Annotated in this window: 19 protein-coding genes; 9 read left to right on the top strand and 10 right to left on the bottom strand. The window is 41.1% G+C overall.

Going from position 1 to position 16,021, the window contains the following annotated elements; translation table 11 throughout:
• Positions 1-42: 42 nt before the first annotated feature.
• The 6 genes from AAEZ18_RS10900 to cyaY are packed head-to-tail and all read right to left on the bottom strand — an operon-like array spanning position 43 to position 5,875.
• Complete coding sequence (locus AAEZ18_RS10900) at positions 43-1,149, bottom strand: heme biosynthesis HemY N-terminal domain-containing protein (RefSeq protein ID WP_011326827.1); 1,107 nt, start codon at positions 1,147-1,149, stop codon at positions 43-45.
• Entirely contained in the window at positions 1,146-2,996 is a 1,851-nt protein-coding gene (locus AAEZ18_RS10895; protein ID WP_350594714.1) for a uroporphyrinogen-III C-methyltransferase, read from the bottom strand. Before AAEZ18_RS10895 ends, AAEZ18_RS10900 begins: the two co-directional genes overlap by 4 nt.
• Positions 2,996-3,934, bottom strand: coding sequence for a hydroxymethylbilane synthase (gene hemC / locus AAEZ18_RS10890; RefSeq protein WP_011326825.1), 939 nt, complete (start codon positions 3,932-3,934; stop codon positions 2,996-2,998). Before hemC ends, AAEZ18_RS10895 begins: the two co-directional genes overlap by 1 nt.
• A 36-nt stretch (positions 3,935-3,970) precedes the next feature.
• Positions 3,971-4,876, bottom strand: a complete 906-nt coding sequence (locus tag AAEZ18_RS10885) for a DUF2914 domain-containing protein (protein ID WP_350594712.1) — start codon at positions 4,874-4,876, stop codon at positions 3,971-3,973.
• 22 nt (positions 4,877-4,898) lie between these two features.
• Positions 4,899-5,555: an alpha/beta hydrolase gene (locus tag AAEZ18_RS10880; protein WP_350594725.1), complete on the bottom strand. Its 657-nt coding sequence runs from the start codon at positions 5,553-5,555 to the stop codon at positions 4,899-4,901.
• Positions 5,552-5,875 carry an iron donor protein CyaY gene (gene cyaY / locus AAEZ18_RS10875; protein WP_011326822.1) on the bottom strand — a complete coding sequence of 108 codons (324 nt, stop codon included), beginning with the start codon at positions 5,873-5,875 and terminating at the stop codon, positions 5,552-5,554. Before cyaY ends, AAEZ18_RS10880 begins: the two co-directional genes overlap by 4 nt.
• 147 nt (positions 5,876-6,022) lie before the next feature.
• Between cyaY and lptM the strand changes: the two genes are divergently transcribed.
• The 7 genes from lptM (at position 6,023) to AAEZ18_RS10840 (ending at position 11,069) form a co-directional block, all read left to right on the top strand.
• Positions 6,023-6,217, top strand: coding sequence for an LPS translocon maturation chaperone LptM (lptM, locus tag AAEZ18_RS10870; protein WP_350551280.1), 195 nt, complete (start codon positions 6,023-6,025; stop codon positions 6,215-6,217).
• Entirely contained in the window at positions 6,218-7,471 is a 1,254-nt protein-coding gene (lysA, locus tag AAEZ18_RS10865; RefSeq protein WP_011326820.1) for a diaminopimelate decarboxylase, read from the top strand.
• Between the two features lie 63 nt (positions 7,472-7,534).
• Complete coding sequence (dapF, locus tag AAEZ18_RS10860; protein WP_011326819.1) at positions 7,535-8,365, top strand: diaminopimelate epimerase; 831 nt, start codon at positions 7,535-7,537, stop codon at positions 8,363-8,365.
• Positions 8,362-8,973, top strand: coding sequence for a DUF484 family protein (locus AAEZ18_RS10855; RefSeq protein WP_341255292.1), 612 nt, complete (start codon positions 8,362-8,364; stop codon positions 8,971-8,973). The genes dapF and AAEZ18_RS10855 overlap by 4 nt, the downstream gene beginning before the upstream one ends.
• On the top strand, positions 8,970-9,917 hold the full coding sequence (locus tag AAEZ18_RS10850; RefSeq protein ID WP_086997027.1) for a tyrosine recombinase XerC: 948 nt from the start codon (positions 8,970-8,972) through the stop codon (positions 9,915-9,917). The genes AAEZ18_RS10855 and AAEZ18_RS10850 overlap by 4 nt, the downstream gene beginning before the upstream one ends.
• Before the next feature lie 11 nt (positions 9,918-9,928).
• Positions 9,929-10,633: an HAD-IA family hydrolase gene (locus AAEZ18_RS10845; protein WP_011326816.1), complete on the top strand. Its 705-nt coding sequence runs from the start codon at positions 9,929-9,931 to the stop codon at positions 10,631-10,633.
• 79 nt (positions 10,634-10,712) lie between these two features.
• The gene (locus tag AAEZ18_RS10840) at positions 10,713-11,069 is read left to right on the top strand and encodes a HopJ type III effector protein (RefSeq protein WP_179807255.1); all 357 of its coding nucleotides are present in this window, start codon (positions 10,713-10,715) and stop codon (positions 11,067-11,069) included.
• Here AAEZ18_RS10840 and AAEZ18_RS10835 read toward each other — a convergent pair.
• Positions 11,066-11,494, bottom strand: a complete 429-nt coding sequence (locus AAEZ18_RS10835) for a GNAT family N-acetyltransferase (protein WP_350594708.1) — start codon at positions 11,492-11,494, stop codon at positions 11,066-11,068. The genes AAEZ18_RS10840 and AAEZ18_RS10835 overlap by 4 nt on opposite strands.
• Before the next feature lie 179 nt (positions 11,495-11,673).
• Here AAEZ18_RS10835 and AAEZ18_RS10830 point away from each other — a divergent pair, with 179 nt between their 5' ends.
• Positions 11,674-12,363: a pseudouridine synthase gene (locus AAEZ18_RS10830; protein WP_011326812.1), complete on the top strand. Its 690-nt coding sequence runs from the start codon at positions 11,674-11,676 to the stop codon at positions 12,361-12,363.
• 36 nt (positions 12,364-12,399) lie between these two features.
• Here the strand turns inward: AAEZ18_RS10830 and AAEZ18_RS10825 are convergent, their stop codons facing one another.
• Complete coding sequence (locus AAEZ18_RS10825; RefSeq protein WP_086997040.1) at positions 12,400-12,783, bottom strand: MAPEG family protein; 384 nt, start codon at positions 12,781-12,783, stop codon at positions 12,400-12,402.
• Positions 12,784-13,004: 221 nt separating this feature from the next.
• Here AAEZ18_RS10825 and AAEZ18_RS10820 point away from each other — a divergent pair, with 221 nt between their 5' ends.
• On the top strand, positions 13,005-13,883 hold the full coding sequence (locus AAEZ18_RS10820; RefSeq protein WP_208834495.1) for an EamA family transporter: 879 nt from the start codon (positions 13,005-13,007) through the stop codon (positions 13,881-13,883).
• 69 nt (positions 13,884-13,952) lie between these two features.
• Here the strand turns inward: AAEZ18_RS10820 and AAEZ18_RS10815 are convergent, their stop codons facing one another.
• Together AAEZ18_RS10815 and AAEZ18_RS10810 are read right to left on the bottom strand one after the other, a co-directional pair.
• A complete protein-coding gene (locus AAEZ18_RS10815) occupies positions 13,953-14,270 on the bottom strand; it encodes a DMT family transporter (protein WP_350551267.1) in 318 nt (105 codons plus the stop codon).
• 126 nt (positions 14,271-14,396) lie between these two features.
• A complete protein-coding gene (locus AAEZ18_RS10810; protein ID WP_011326808.1) occupies positions 14,397-15,968 on the bottom strand; it encodes a bifunctional GNAT family N-acetyltransferase/carbon-nitrogen hydrolase family protein in 1,572 nt (523 codons plus the stop codon).
• Between the last annotated feature and the right edge of the window lie 53 nt (positions 15,969-16,021).

Genomic DNA, 16,021 nt, shown 5'->3' with positions numbered 1-16,021 from the left:
TGCTCCTTGCAATATTAAATGGTGTTTATTAAATGTAACTCATTATTTATAAAGTACTAATGCTTTATCTAGTTGTGCACTTTTTTCATAACTTAACTTTGCTTGCTGCATATATTGTTTTTTATTTTCATTATTTAGTGCTTTATCAAACACCCTTGCCGCTAGGTCGTAATCACCTTGCGCATTAGCAAGACAAGCCAAAGCGAGCAGTAATGAGTTATTTTGCTCATCTTTTTTAAGTCGATCTTGAATACTCGTTTGTAATTTACGGGCATTTGCCGTTGTTGCTTTACTTAATATGTTAGCTAATTGTGCATGTTGTTCTTCATGCTTAACCATTTTTATTAAGTCATTTTCAATTACGCTTAACTGCCCTGCAGCAGCCATTTGCGTTAAATAAGCGCTGTAGGCGTAGCTATGTAGCTTTTTAGGTAACTGCTTATATTTAGCTGTTACTTCATCAACAGGAAATGAGGCAAAATAGGCATTAAAAACGCGATGCCACTGCTCATTTGTTAGTACTTTTTTGCGTAAAAGACGCGGTAAAAATGCTTCTAAAGCACTAAAATGTTGTTGCTGCACTAGCACTTCGGTGTAAATTTTTAGCTCAAGTGCTGTCGCTTTTTTCGATTCTGCAATAACCCGTAGTTGCGACTCTATAGCGCTACTATTACCACTAGCTAGCCATAGTTTTGCTACTTTTAGTTGCTGCTCTGGGTTTATATCAAATAAGTACTCAAGGGCTTTGTCGGTTTGATTATTAGCTAGTGCCGCCTTAGCAAGCAGTGCTAAACGTATATCTTGATACTGATCAGGTACCTTGCTAGATAGCGCCTGCTCTATTTGTGCATAGTCGTCATTAATTACACTCCATAGCGCCTGCTCAATTGCAGCTTGCTTGCGCCCTTGGCTACGAGCAAAAAAACTATGCTTAGTATTGCGATAAATAGAGAATAAATAACGCACGAGTTTATAGGTTAAATAACTAACGACTAATACTGCAATCGTTAGCACGGCAAACGAAACAATTGTGCCTTCAATTGTGGTGTTGTTAAACGAAATTAGTACATAGCCTTTTTCGTCCAATAAAAAAGGGGCTGCTGCTAACACCACAACAAGTGCAATAATTAAAATGATCAACCCTATCATTTTGCCCACTCCTTAACTTGCTGCGTGCTTTGTAAGTTTACTTTAGGGTTAAAGTTTAGCTGCTCTTTTTCTAGATTAGACAGCGACTTTAAAACCATTTTTGTAACATCATCATCTTGTTTAAAGTATTCAGCCACTAAACGTTTTGCTTCGCTTAGTGCTGCAAAGTAAACACTGGCGTGCTTGCTCAATAATGCATCTTGCGCTTGCGTTATATAAAGCTTAACTCTTTGATTTACCAGGTGTCGCTGTTGTTCACTTAATAATGGCTCTATAGCAACGCCTTCACGATGACGAATAGTAATAAAACCATCTAAAAATTGATCCCAACTATTTTTTAAGTTTTGCTGCCAATCGCTAAGATCTTCACTTAATACCTTGCCATCAATTTTTGCTACTTCTTCAGGCAGGTTCACCGCATTAAATACCAATTCATCAATATTTTTCAGCACACTACTAAGCTGTAAATAAATAGCTTCAACGGCAATTGGTTTTATGGCATCTAAGGTTTGTATATCTTGTGTAATGGCTTGGCGCACTGTAATAGTACCGGGGTGATCGCTAAGTAAAGCATCTAAACGTTTTAATACAGCGCTAGTTCCTTGATAGTCGTTTTCGGCCCACAACTTAAACTCAGCCATGCGCTGCAAGCTGGTAACTTCTTGTGGATTTAAAGACGAGCCTTGCTGCTGCGCTTGTTGTAAGGCAGCCTTTAGTTCTTGCTGGTTTTTTGTAGTACTTTCGCGCATTGCAGCTGTTACTTTTTGCTCAGACGTTAATAGTGTCTGTTGCAAATTAGCTTGAGCTAACTTAAGTGCTTGCAGCTCTTGTTGTAGTAATTTATTTTGCTCATTTAATTGATTAACAGCTAAGCTTTGCGTCTTGCTCGCGTTGAGCTTTTGATAAAACTCAAAGCCAACTCCAGAGGCAACAATTAGCGAAATAATAAGTGCTAAGCTCCCGACTTTACTTACTCGTTGCTTAGTGTTGTCAGTCTTATTAGTTGCTTTGTGCGTATCGCTTTTAGCCGTAGCTTTGCCATTGTTGGCTGTTGCATTAGTCGTTTTTTGCGCTGCTTTATCTACCGTTGACGGTACTGACTGTTCGCTCATTTTGCTACCTTGCTGATTAATGCAGGTAAACATAGCGTTATCGCTAGCTCCTGCTGCAATATGTATATTAGCCGAACTTACCTGATGCTGCTGTAAATAAGCGCCTATACGCTCACTAGCTACATAAAATCGGCACTGTTGTAACCATTGTCTTTGGGGTGCAGCAAGGTTTTTAAAAATAGCATCAACCGCCGCATTACTTGTTATGACTATACCGTGTACATTCTGGCTTTGCCAGTGGTCTATCCAGTTGTTAGGCTCAGGGTCTATGGGAGTACGCTGATACACTACGCAGTTATTTAAAAAGGCACCACGCTGCTTTAGTGTTTTAGCTATATCAGGACGCCCCCCTATTCCTTTAACCAATACAATATTACAGCTATCAACATCGGCAAGCGATTTAAGCGCTAATAACCCCTCTGAGTCGTGCTGTTTAGGAACAGCCGCTCGCACGCCAAACACCTCATAAATAGTGTCGGCTGTTTGTTGGCCAACCCCATAAAATTGCGCTTTTATATTAATATCTGGCTTTAATTCACTCAGCGCCAAAACCGCATCTTGCGACACAAAAATAATTTTATCGGCATTAGTTAATGGGCTGAGCTCAATACTATCGGGGGTTAAATACTCTATTTTTAATACGGGAAATAAAGACGCTTGATAACCCGCTTGCTCAAGTTGTTGTGCAAGGGCTGCGCCTTTTCCTTGGGGACGAGTTATCAAGATATTTAACATTACGCGTCTCTATATACTTCAGCTAATATTCTGTCTGCACCTTGAGCCAATAACATTTTAGCCAGCTCAACCCCTAGTTTTTCTGCGTCATTAACGTGGCCGCTAACTTCATCACGTAAAATTTCGCTACCATCTATTGCGCCTACTAAACCACGTAAGTGCACTTGATCGCCGTTAACTAGCGCATAAGCACCAATTGGCACCTGACACCCACCTTCTAAATGGCGGTTCATAGCGCGCTCGGCATTTACCCGAATACGTGTTTCGCTGTGCTCAAGTGGAGCAAGTAATGCTTTTATTGCTTCGTCATCAGTACGACACTCAATACCTACAGCACCTTGTCCATTGGCAGGCAATGACACTTCTGGCTCAATATAAGCACGAATGCGGTCTTTCATTTCTAAACGGATCAAGCCTGCTGCTGCTAAAATAATTGCGTCGTATTGGCCTGAATCTAATTTTGCTAAGCGTGTATTTACGTTACCGCGAAGGTCATGAATTTTTAGATCTGGACGTGATGCGCGTATTTGACACTGACGACGTAAGCTTGAAGTGCCCACAATTGCACCTTGTGGCAGCTCGTCAATATTGGCAAAGTTATTTGATACAAAAGCATCACGTGGATCTTCGCGCTCACAAATAGTGTGTAGTGTTAACCCTTCTGGAAACTCTACAGGCATATCTTTCATCGAGTGCACGGCCATATCGGCCAACCCTTCTAGCATGGCTTGTTCAAGCTCTTTAACAAATAAACCTTTACCACCAATTTTAGCTAAAGGGGTATCTAAAATAATATCGCCTTGGGTCGACATAGGCACTAATTCTACTAAAATACCTGGGTGATAATGCTCTAGTTGCGCCTTTACAAATTCGGCTTGCCAAAGTGCCAATGCACTTTTACGAGTAGCAATACGCACTATATTTGTTGTTTGGGTCATAAAAAATACTCACTTAATAATTGCAATTTAGCTGGCTCAATCAGCTAATATTCTAAATTCTTTTTGAGCAATTAATTGGCCTTGCTCATCAATTACATCAACCCGCCATTGGCCTATTTGCGAGTCCATTATATTCTTGGTCGAATACGTACGATAACGAGAGGATGTTATATCTAACTCAATTTCAGCCACAATATCATCCTCAAAAAACCATACATGCTTTACCTGTTGGCCTTGTAAGTTTTTTAGCTCACTAAAAAACGATAACGTCTCGTCAAATTGACTTAAACGAATATCTGCAGCAAATACATTTACCGGCTCTCGCTTGCTTACTTTACGTGTAAGCACTGCTCGGCTTATTTTATCGGTATCTATTTGCGCGCCAAGTGCCACACTCGCTAGCTGCGCTAAAGGGGCAAAGCCCTGCGTGCTAGAGAGTGCAGTATCACTAATAGCGGCAACATCTGTATCAACTAATAAATCGGTAGTAGGTACTTGCTCAATATTAACCGGCTCTGGTGAGTTGTTTTTAGCCTCAGCTTGCGGGATTGCGGGTAACTCTGCCGCTGCTACTTTATCAGGCTCTGCTACTTTTTGCTCTGCAACTAAATTAATAGGCGCAACTAACAACTCACTTTCACTGTTTTGTGACGCAACTGTTGCCGAGGTATTTAGCTCTACTTGCGTTGTTTGTAATGAAGTAACAGCACGCTGGCTTATATCGTTACTTTGCGCCAACACTCTATCCTCTGGCTCATTGGGGTGTTCATCCTGCTCGGCACTAACGGCACTGGTTAAGCCATATATAACGGCAGCAGAGGTCATGAGTAGCAGCATAGAAATACTCACAATACGACGCCAATTCCACTCGTAGGTTAGTGTAGTTACACTTTCTTGTGGTTCGCGTTTAACATTTGCTTTAATAACTATTTTTTGACTCATTTTAACCTCAGCGGCTCCATTATTAGCTTAAGCGAGCAATTAACCAATGGCGAATAGCTTGCAGTTCTTCTGCGCAAACCTGGTGAGCCATAGGGTACTCTTGCCAGCTTACATCCATGCTAAGTGCTGTTAAAACTTCGAACGCACTTTTACCTGCACTAGGCGGTACTACATTATCTTGACTGCCATGCGCCATAAAAATATTTAAATCTGTGTGTAGTGCTTCATCTGCCAGCTTTTCTGGTACACACATATAGGTTGAAAGCGCCATTACACCCGCCAGCTTTTGCTCAAAACGTGGGGCTAAATGCAAAGCTACAACGCCACCTTGGGAAAAACCCGCTAAAATAATTTTATCAGCAGAAATACCATTGGCTATTTCTTGGTTAATAAGTTGCTCTACTTTAGCGGCAGAATCTCTTACACCTTGCTCATCGGCACGTTTATCTAATTCTATTGATTTAATATCATACCAAGAACGCATTTCCATGCCACCATTTATGGTGACCGGTTGTACAGGCGCGTGCGGAAAAATAAATCGCAGCCCTAGTTCATTTGGTAATTGTAACTGTGGTGCTACGGGTGCAAAACCTTCCCCCGAATCACCTAAACCGTGCAACCAAATAACGGTTGCTTTATGCTCACCTTGAGCCGGATATTCTACAAACTCTAAACTCATAACGATGATTGCCATTTAACGTCTTGGCCAGCTTGGCGAGTTGATGCCTCGTTAATAAACTGCCAAAACTCTGCGCCAGAGCGATTATCTATCCACTTATCACCACGTAATTCAAAATGATGTCCGTTAAATTTAGTAGCAACCCATACTTGGTGTAAAGGTGCTTGCTTGTTAATCACAATTTTACTGTTATCAGGAAAAATTAGTTCTAAAATACCTTGTGCCGACTCATAATCTAAATCTGCTTCACAATCATCAACTTGTTCTTCAATTGTGAACATAAGTGCTTCGGCTAATTGGTGATATTCATGATCAGTCATGGTTAATTTCCTTTGCAGGCGAGCCGCCTAATAGTGGGTGCGTTTTTGTACAGCTAGTGTAACAGGAATAAAATCATCCGCGAATAGCTGCATTTTTTAGATATTCTGTTACTCTGCGATTATAAAGCCAGCAACACTATTAATCTAATGAAAGCGATACATACTTCACAATTTAAGCAACTATTAATGAGCACTGTACTGCTAAGCGCATTAGCTGGCTGTGGTCAAAGCGGTCCGCTCTATTTGCCAGAGCAAAAAGCAGAACAAAATAAACCTCAAGACGTAGCTAATCCAGAAACTCAAACTGAGCAAACTAATACACCTAAAAAGCAGGAGCAATAAATGGATTTTTTTAATTATAAAAACAATCAATTATTTGCTGAAGACGTAAGCATTGCAAGTATTGCTCAGCAATATGGTACGCCATGCTACGTTTATTCGCGAGCCACCTTTGAGCGCCATTATTTAGCCTTTGCTAATGCTACTAAAAACCATAAATCCCTGGTGTGCTACGCCGTTAAAGCCAACTCTAATATTGCGGTACTCAATATATTAGCGCGTTTAGGGTCGGGCTTCGACATTGTATCTAAGGGTGAACTGGCGCGAGTAATTAAAGCCGGTGGCGACGCCTCCAAAGTGGTGTTTTCGGGTGTGGCTAAAACAGCAGACGAAATAGCCTATGCATTAAAGCTCGGAATTAAATGCTTTAATGTTGAGTCGGTCTCGGAGCTAGAACGTATTTCAGAAGTGGCCTGTGAGCTAAATTTAGCAGCGCCTATTTCTATTCGCGTTAACCCCGATATAGATGCAAAAACGCATCCGTATATTTCTACCGGCTTAAAAGAAAACAAGTTTGGTATAGATATTCAAACAGCTGTGAGCGTGTATCAGCATGCCGCTTCACTGCCTGGATTAAACATTATTGGCGTTGATTGCCATATTGGCTCGCAACTCACCGAAACCAGACCTTTTCTTGAAGCACTTGATAAGCTACTAACGCTAATAGATGAATTAAAAGCGTGTAACATCGAGCTTACCCATTTAGATATAGGCGGTGGTTTAGGGGTAACTTATAATGACGAGCAACCTCCGCACCCTAGCGAATATGCAGCACAAGTTACTGAGCGCCTAGTTAATTATCGCCACCTTGAGCTTATATTTGAACCCGGTCGCGCCATTGCTGCTAACGCAGGAGTTTTAGTTACTCAAGTTGAATTTATTAAACAAAACCAAGATAAGTACTTTGCTATTGTTGATGCAGGCATGAACGACATGCTGCGCCCAGCGCTTTATCAAGCATGGCAAAAAATCATTCCGGTATCGGTACGCGACGACGAAACCCCTACTCATAACTTTGATATTGTTGGCCCTGTTTGCGAAACTGGTGACTTTTTAGGTAAAGACCGCGAGTTAGCACTTAAACAAGGCGACTTACTGGTACAAAGAAGTGCCGGTGCTTATGGCTTTACTATGAGTTCAAATTATAACTCTCGTCCGCGTGTTGCAGAAATAATGGTAGATGGCAGTCAACATCATCTTATTCGCGAACGCGAAACCATAGAGAGCCTGTATCAAGGTGAGAAAATTTTACCTTAAACGTTTTTGTAAGTCCCTGCTCTGTGGCATGATTAGCGCAGAGCAAAACCGAATTAGAGCGCTATGTTAGTTAATTTTTCCAAAATGCACGGCTTAGGCAACGACTTTGTTGTGATTGATAATATTACACAAAACGTTTTTTTGTCGCGAGATCAAATAATAAAACTGGCCGATCGCCATTTTGGCATTGGCTTTGACCAACTGCTAATGGTTGAAGCACCATACTCCCCTGATCTCGATTTTCATTACCGTATTTTTAATGCCGATGGCACCGAAGTAGAGCAATGCGGCAATGGCGCACGTTGCTTTGCCCGCTTTGTACGTATGAAAGGCCTTACCAATAAACACAAAATCACTGTGTCTACTAAGTCGGGTAATTTAACCCTATACATAGAAAAAGACGGCCAAGTAACTGTAAATATGGGCCATCCTAATTTTGAGCCAAGTAAAATCCCACTCAAAGCAACCAAGCGCGAACTGACCTATATTATTCGTACCGAAGAGCATACTGTTTTTAGTGGCGCGGTTTCTATGGGTAACCCACATTGTGTATTAGAAGTTGACGATATTACTACCGCACAAGTTGATATTTTGGGTCCGTTACTTGAAAACCATGAGCGTTTTCCGCAGCGAGCTAATATTGGTTTTATGCAAGTTATTTCCAAAGAGCATATTAAATTACGAGTGTGGGAGCGCGGTGTAAACGAAACATTAGCATGTGGTACAGGCGCTTGTGCAGCAATGGTTATTGGGTTTATTCAAAATAAGTTAATCAGCACAGTACAAGTAGACTTACCCGGTGGCAGTTTACAAATTCGCTGGAACGGTGAAGGCCACCCAGTACGTATGACCGGCCCAGCAGAGCATGTGTTTGATGGACAAGTGGCACTATGAGTGAGCTAAACGCGCAGCAAGTGGTAGATTATTTACAACACCACCCTGATTTTTTAATTCAGCACCCTGAGCTACTTGCTCAGCTTGAGCTGCAACAACAAGCCCAAGGTGCAACATCTTTGGTGCATATTCAGCAGCGGCAATTGCGCGAGCACAATACGTTGTTAAAAAATCAAATTGCCAGCATGAGCAAATACGCTGCACAAAATGAGCAAGTGTATCGCTTATTTAGCCTATGCCATCAACAGCTTTGCAGTAATAACGACTTCGATGCGCTTGCCAGTAACTTACAAGATATTATTTGTAGCAATCCAGATATTAGCGACTGTCGGTTAGTAAAGTACGACACTAAATATGCTCAACTTGTTGAGCATCGCCTGAGTAATTCAGGGCACTATTTAGGGCGTATTAATCAGCAAGAACGAGATTTGTTATTTAGCGATACGGCGCAATCAACGGCTATTTATTTAATTGGTGATATTAACAAGCCAATTGCTATTTTGGCTTTTGCCAGCAACAACGCCAACCACTTTGAGCCCGCACAAGACACCCTTTTTGTACTAGACTTTGTAGTCGCTCTGCAGTCAAGGTTGCTGGAACTTGCATGAGTGACAACCCTGCGCCAAATATCAGCGACTTAAGCGATAACTGGCGCACGCCTATTACTTTATTTAGCGACTATTTAAAGTTTGAAAGGCAATACTCAGCGCACACTGTTAACCAATATGTCAGCCAACTTGGCTTTGCAGCGCTTTACTTTAGTAAGCTCTGCGACGACTGGTTTAGTGTACAGGGTGAGCATATTCGCCGTTACAGCATGGCACTGCGCTCAAAACAATTAAGTGGCCGCACTATTAGTTTAAAGCTCAGTTGTATTCGCAGTTTATATAAATTCTTAAAAGCTAAAAATATTGCTAAACAAGCGCATTACCATAACCCGGCGGTAGGCATAAAAGGGCCTAAGTTTGCTAAGCCTTTGCCTAAAAATCTCGATGTAGATCAAATGGCACGCTTGCTCGAAATACCCGACGACGAACCTCTGGCCATTAGAGACAAAGCCATGATGGAGCTTATGTACTCATCAGGTTTACGTATTAGCGAGTTAGTTGGTGCCAACCTACAAGATATAAGCGCCGCAAATGGTGAAATATTAGTACGCGGTAAAGGCAATAAAGAACGCTTAATTCCGGTAGGCAGTAAAGCGCTAAACGCGCTAAAAAAATGGCTCATAATACGCCCTCAATTTGCAACCCCTGACGAAGTGGCGGTATTTTTAAGTAGCAAAAAAAATCGCATTTCGGTACGCCAAGTACGTTTAAGAATGCAAGAATGGGGCATCAAGCAAGGCATTAGCTCGCAAGTGCATCCGCACAAATTGCGCCACTCGTTTGCTTCGCATATTTTAGAGTCATCTGGCGATTTACGCGCGGTACAAGAACTGCTCGGGCACAGTAGTTTGTCGGCCACTCAAGTGTATACTCATTTAGATTTTCAGCATTTAGCCAAGGTGTACGACAACACGCACCCAAGGGCAAAAAAGCGAACTGATTAGGAAACCATAATATGATCCGCTTTAATCGTGCCATTGCACCTGTGTCGGTATTAAGCTTCGACCTAGACGATACCCTTTACGACAATCGCCCAATTATAAAAGCCGCCGTACAAGCGCAAACTGATTATTTAAATACCCTGCCGGGTTATCAACATCAAGGCTTGCAGCAATGGCTGCATTGTCGTGATTGTGCACTGCAACAGCAGCCAAAATTAATTGAAGATGTAACGCAGTGGCGTTTGCAAACACTGGGCTTACTTCTTGCTAAGCAAGGCTTTAATGCCGACGACGCAAAACACTTTGCAAGTGCTGCGTACAAGGTATTTGCTCAAGCTCGCAGTAATATAACCGTGACCGATGACGTACTTAACTTACTCGATAAGCTCGCTACTCGCTTTACCCTTATAGCCATAACCAACGGCAATGCCGATGTGAGCCAGTTTAATTTAAATAATAAATTTAACTTGGTACTGCAAGCGGGTTTACACGGTAAAGCTAAACCGCACAATAACTTGTTTGATCAAGCAGCTACACATTTACAGGTGCCACACAAAGCTATTTTACACATTGGTGACAGCCTAGATAGCGACGTGCAAGGCGCTAATAATGCCGGCTGCCAATCTGTATGGTTAAATAACCAAGCTGCCAACTATACTTACAAAGGCCTTGCCGATATTGAAATAACTAACATTAATGCCTTATCACATTTAATTTAAGTGCACGTGTACTAGTTTAATATAAATCAGTAAACAGATAGGTTAGAGTTAAGTATAAAAATAATCCTAAGGACAGAAAGTGACTCTAAGTGACTACCTAGAAAAATTGGCAAATGAGCCAAAAAGCATCGAATTTACCGACACTATGGCAATTATCGATACACATTACCGCTTCACCCCTTGCGCATTTAATAATCATGGTTTACTTAGTGCTGCGAGCGAGAACAATGGTTCTTGCAAAGTTTTCGCTTTTGCAAAACTAAACCAACTTAGTAAACAAAATACGCTCGATTGCTTTGGTCAGTTTTATCATCAAGATGTGCTTAACAACCCCAAAGGTAGCGATCATATGAATATTCGCACCTTTATGCTTGCTCCTGAAGTGACCCCGTTTTTAGGCGTAACCTTTACAGGCGAGCCACTTAAAGCTATTTAATCACCCTGCAAGGGTTTAATAAGCGATTTTTCCATAAAATAGCGAGTACCCGTGCGCGGATAATTATTAAGTTGATACTTAACTTGGTAACCGTGCTTTTCATAAAAAGGCTTGGCTTGAAAATCAAGCGTATCGAGCTGCCCCCTCGTTGCCCCAAGCTCAACTGCAGCCGCTTCAAGTGCGACTAATAACTTAGTCGCCAAGCCATTGCCACGTACTAACTCGCTGCACCAAAGCCAATTTATCTGCAACCAATTGCCAAATACACAGCCACTAATCCCAGCGACCAATTCCTCTTGTGCGTCTAAAAACTGATAACCAATAGGCATACGCTCAGCATCAAAATGCGCGCTATTAAACGCCACTATTTTTTGACGAAGCGCCTGATTTAAGCAATCGTCATTATTTGCATATAATTGATACATTAACGCCTCTAATATTTATAAAATTAAAAATTATTAAACCAACAGCTGCTTATAAAAATGCATATTCTGTAGCGCCTAACACTAAATTTATAGCTATTTACCCACCTTCAGTAATGTTTACTTGGCAGCTTTGCTATAATCTGCTGCACACTTTTGCCAATGACTAACAGCAACCATTTATGAGCACCAAAATTCGACTCGCTAAATACATTGCCCATGCTGGTGTTTGCTCGCGTAAACAAGCCTCACGCTTAATTGACGAAGGTGCAGTGATAGTAAATAACCGCCCGGCTAATCATATTGACCATGTTGATGAGCAAGACCAAATAACAGTTAACGGGCAAATTATTAAAGGCACTGCTGAGTTAATTTATTTTGCTTATCATAAGCCTGTAGGTATTGACTGCAAGCTTGATCAGAATGACCCTGCTAGCCTTTATCACCACCTGCCTACTATTACGCGGGTTTACCCTATTGGCCGTCTTGATAAAGACTCCCGTGGCTTGCTTATATTAACCAACGATGGTGAGTTGTGTAACCAACTAATTCATCCCGACTTCCACCAGCCAAAACGTTACTTAGTTAGCGTTAATAAAAGCATTGATGCCGAGTTTTGTACAAAAATGGCCGCAGGTGTACCGGTAGATAAGCAAATAACCTTGCCCTGTAGCGTTGAAAAAATAGCAGACAAACAATTTAGTATTATTTTAAAGCAAGGGCTTAATAGGCAAATTAGAAAAATGGCACACTATTGTGGTTACAAGGTAATTGACTTGTATCGCGAGCAAATTAGCGAGCTAACCCTGCAAACGCTAAACCTTGCCCAAGGGCAATATATTGCAATTAATAAAAGCGATATTATAAAGTAAGCGCCTTTTAAAACGCTTTGGGGTTTTAAAATAAATTTAAAAGCTCACTGCAATCATTGCAATAGCTGTACTTATACCAACAAACCACATAATTGAGCGCATAATATCTAGGTTAAGGTAGTAAAAAGCACAAAATAAAACACGCGCTACAATGTGGCTCATCGCCAAGGTTTCGGTTACCGCATTAACATTATTAGTGCCTAATACCACCGCAAGTGCAACGGCAAATACTGCTAACGACTCAAAACAGTTTTGGTGTGCAGCTAAAGCGCGCGCTCCTAAACCGGTTAATTGAGTTTGTTGTTGGCGCGGATGCTTGTTGTCGTAGCCGCCCAATTTATTAAGTTCGATTACTGCGGGTATTCTTGCTAAATAAGGCATTACAACGGCCAATAAAGCACAAGCGATTAAAATAGTCATAGTACGGTTCTTTGTTATTGTTAATTATTTAAAATAACACACCCACTATAAAAAAGCCGCCAGATAAGCGCCTGACGGCTAAACAGTAACATCAAGCCAACTATAAACTAATTTACGGCAGTTAAACTGCGGCATATTGTCGCAGCTGAGCCTAAAGCACTATCGCTTTACTTTGTATACCTTGTTAACTTATCGCCCTCTATTATTTTTGTATTGTTATTATGACTTGGGTATTTTTCACTTTTTTAGCCGCTTTTATGCAGGCGTGGCGCAATGCACTACAAAGTAAGTTAAGTAGTAATGTGAGCGTAGCTGGCGTTACTCTATCGCGTTTTATTGTTGCAGGCCCTATTGCTGCTGTGTATTTGTATGGTTTATATCAATACCAAGATACCGCTATGCCTAGTTTTAATAATGCTTTTTGGGGCTTTATTATTGGCGCAAGTATTATGCAAATTCTTGCTACTGGCTTAATGGTTAAATTATTTAAAATGAATAATTACGCTGTGGGCGCTGGGCTTGCAAAAAGTGAGGCTTTGGTTGCCGCTATTTTAGGAGTATTATTTTTTGGCTCGGCGTTAACCTTATTGGGTTGGTTGGGGGTATTTTTAGGGGCTATTGCCGTACTGCTAATGAGCGGTATAACCAGCATTAAACGCTTCGATGCCAAAACAGCTTTATTAGGGCTTGCGTGCGGTACTTGCTTTGCGCTTACTTCATTATGGGTACGTGAGGGCAGTTTAAATTCAGGGCTATTATTTCCTCACTCTGCTGCTTGGGTACTGCTTTTTGTTATTAGCTTACAAACTCTAATATTGCTGGGTTATTTATTATTAAAAGAGCCACACACCCTCAGTAAACTTTGGCAATATAAAAGCACAACTGTTGCGATTAGTATTTTTAGCTGTGTGGGCTCTATTGGCTGGTTTAGCGCCATGAGCTTGCAGCATGTTGCCTATGTAAAAACGCTTGGCCAAATAGAGGTGTTTTTTACCATACTCATTGCCGTACTGTGGCTAAAACAACCGCTTAAAAAACAAGACAGCGCCGGGTTATTACTCATTGCTGTTGCCGCTATTTTAGTCATGCTGCCCAATTAATTACTGGCAAAAAAAGCGCAGGCTTTTAATCCTGCGCTTTTTTTGATTAAACCGCGTTGAGTTTACTTTTTAATGACTTATTTTAAGTGTGATCACACCGCAAATAATCATTAAGACACCGGCAATACGGCCAAAAGTGGCGGTATCACCATAAAACAAAATGCCCACAATAAATGTGCCAGCAGCGCCAATGCCTGTCCATACCGCATAAGATGTACCCATAGGAATATCACGTTGAGCTAGCCACAACATAAAACCACTAACCACCATAAATGCAACCGCAATGCCAATACCTAACCAGCGGCTGTCACTTTGTTGCGAAATTTTTAAGCCTATTGGCCAGCCAATTTCAAGCAAGCCCGCAATTATTAAATACATCCAAGCCACTTAAAGCACTCACTCTATTAAAAATTTGCGGTATTTTAGCGAGCTAATTTATTCATTAACAGCAATAAACAAGATTAATGATAATTAACCAGCTCACACTTTAATAAGCTACCTATTTTGTAGTGATTAAAAGCTACTTTTTTGCTTATCCGCACTAACCTTTTTATCGTCACTCACTTTTTTTAGCATTATGTCGTATAAATCTTCACGTCGATCTTTTAAGTTACGTACTGTCCCTTCACTGTGAAGAATTTTTAATTTATCCATATCAAGGTCACTAAATAACAACATTTCGGTATTAGTGGTTGCCTCATTGAGTGTTGCATCATGTGGGAATGAAAAGTCAGACGGTGTAAGTACTGCCGATTGTGCAAACTGTACATCTAGGCTTTCTACTTCTGGTAAGTTACCAACAGAGCCTGCTATAACCACATAACATTCGTTTTCAATAGCGCGTGCTTGAGCACAATGACGTACCCGTAAATAGCTATTTTTAGTATCAGTCCAAAAAGGTACAAATAAAATTTCTAAGCCTTCTTTGGCCATAATTCTAGATAGTTCTGGAAACTCAACATCGTAACAAATTTGAATACCAACACGCCCTGCATCAGTTTCAAATACCGCTATTTTGTCGCCGCCTTGAATAACCCAGTCATTTTGCTCATGCGGGGTAATATGAATTTTACGTTGCTCATCTATTTTACCGCTGCGGTGACATAAATAACTGACGTTATAAATTTTATCCCCGTCGGCTACTGGCATTGAGCCGGTAATAATATTGGCATTGTATTCAATTGCCATACGCGACATAGCATTTTTAAAGGTTTCTGTGTACTCGGCTAAATTGCGGATCGCTTCGGTTTGATTAACTTGCTCAGTTAACCCCATTAGCGGGGCATTAAAAAACTCAGGGAATAAAATAAAGTCACTTTGATAATCAGAAACCGTATCAACAAAATACTCGACCTGCTTGAGCATTTCCTCTACCGACTCCACCTTACGCATTTGCCACTGCACCGCACCTACACGCACAATCGACTTTACGATATTAATAACGGTGTCGGTTGGTTCGTACAATATGTTATTCCACTCCAGTAATGTGGCATAACCTACTGATTCTTGATCTTCGGGTAAATACTTTTTAAGTAAGCGTTTAACTTGAAAATCGTTTGCTAGCTGAAAACTTAAGATAGGATCGTACAGCTCTTTTTGATCTACTTTAGCTATATATTCCATTGGGGTCATTTCATTACTGTGATTGTAATAACGCGGAATACGACCACCCGCTAAAATAGCGCGTAAGTTGTATTGGCGGCACAATTCTTTTCGGGCATCGTACAGCCTACGCCCAAGGCGCATACCTCTGTGCGTTTCGCTAATCGCAACATCTAAGCCATACAGTGCATCGCCAGCGGTATCACTAAATACGCGGTCATGACCATCGGCTATGTCTTCATAGGTATGGGGGTTAGAAAAGCGGGCATAGTCTACTTGCACGCTTAATGCTAAGCCTACCAGCACACCATCATCCACAATGCCTATTTGCCCTTCTGGAAACTGGTCTATTAATCTAAAAATTGTATGGCTAGGCCATGCACCACCTAAATCTGGGTATGCTTGATCCATCAAGGTTTTAATTTGTGGGTATTGCTCTTTAGTTAAATTACAAATTTCGAGATGGGTTTTTTCTACCGTCATACACAACTCCTTGAGGAATGGGGAATAAAAAAGCCGAACATGCGCCCAGCTTA

The organism is Pseudoalteromonas sp. 19-MNA-CIBAN-0066 (assembly GCF_040308705.1).
Classification (GTDB): Bacteria; Pseudomonadota; Gammaproteobacteria; order Enterobacterales; family Alteromonadaceae; genus Pseudoalteromonas; species Pseudoalteromonas nigrifaciens.
This window is presented reverse-complemented; position numbering and strand designations above follow the sequence as displayed.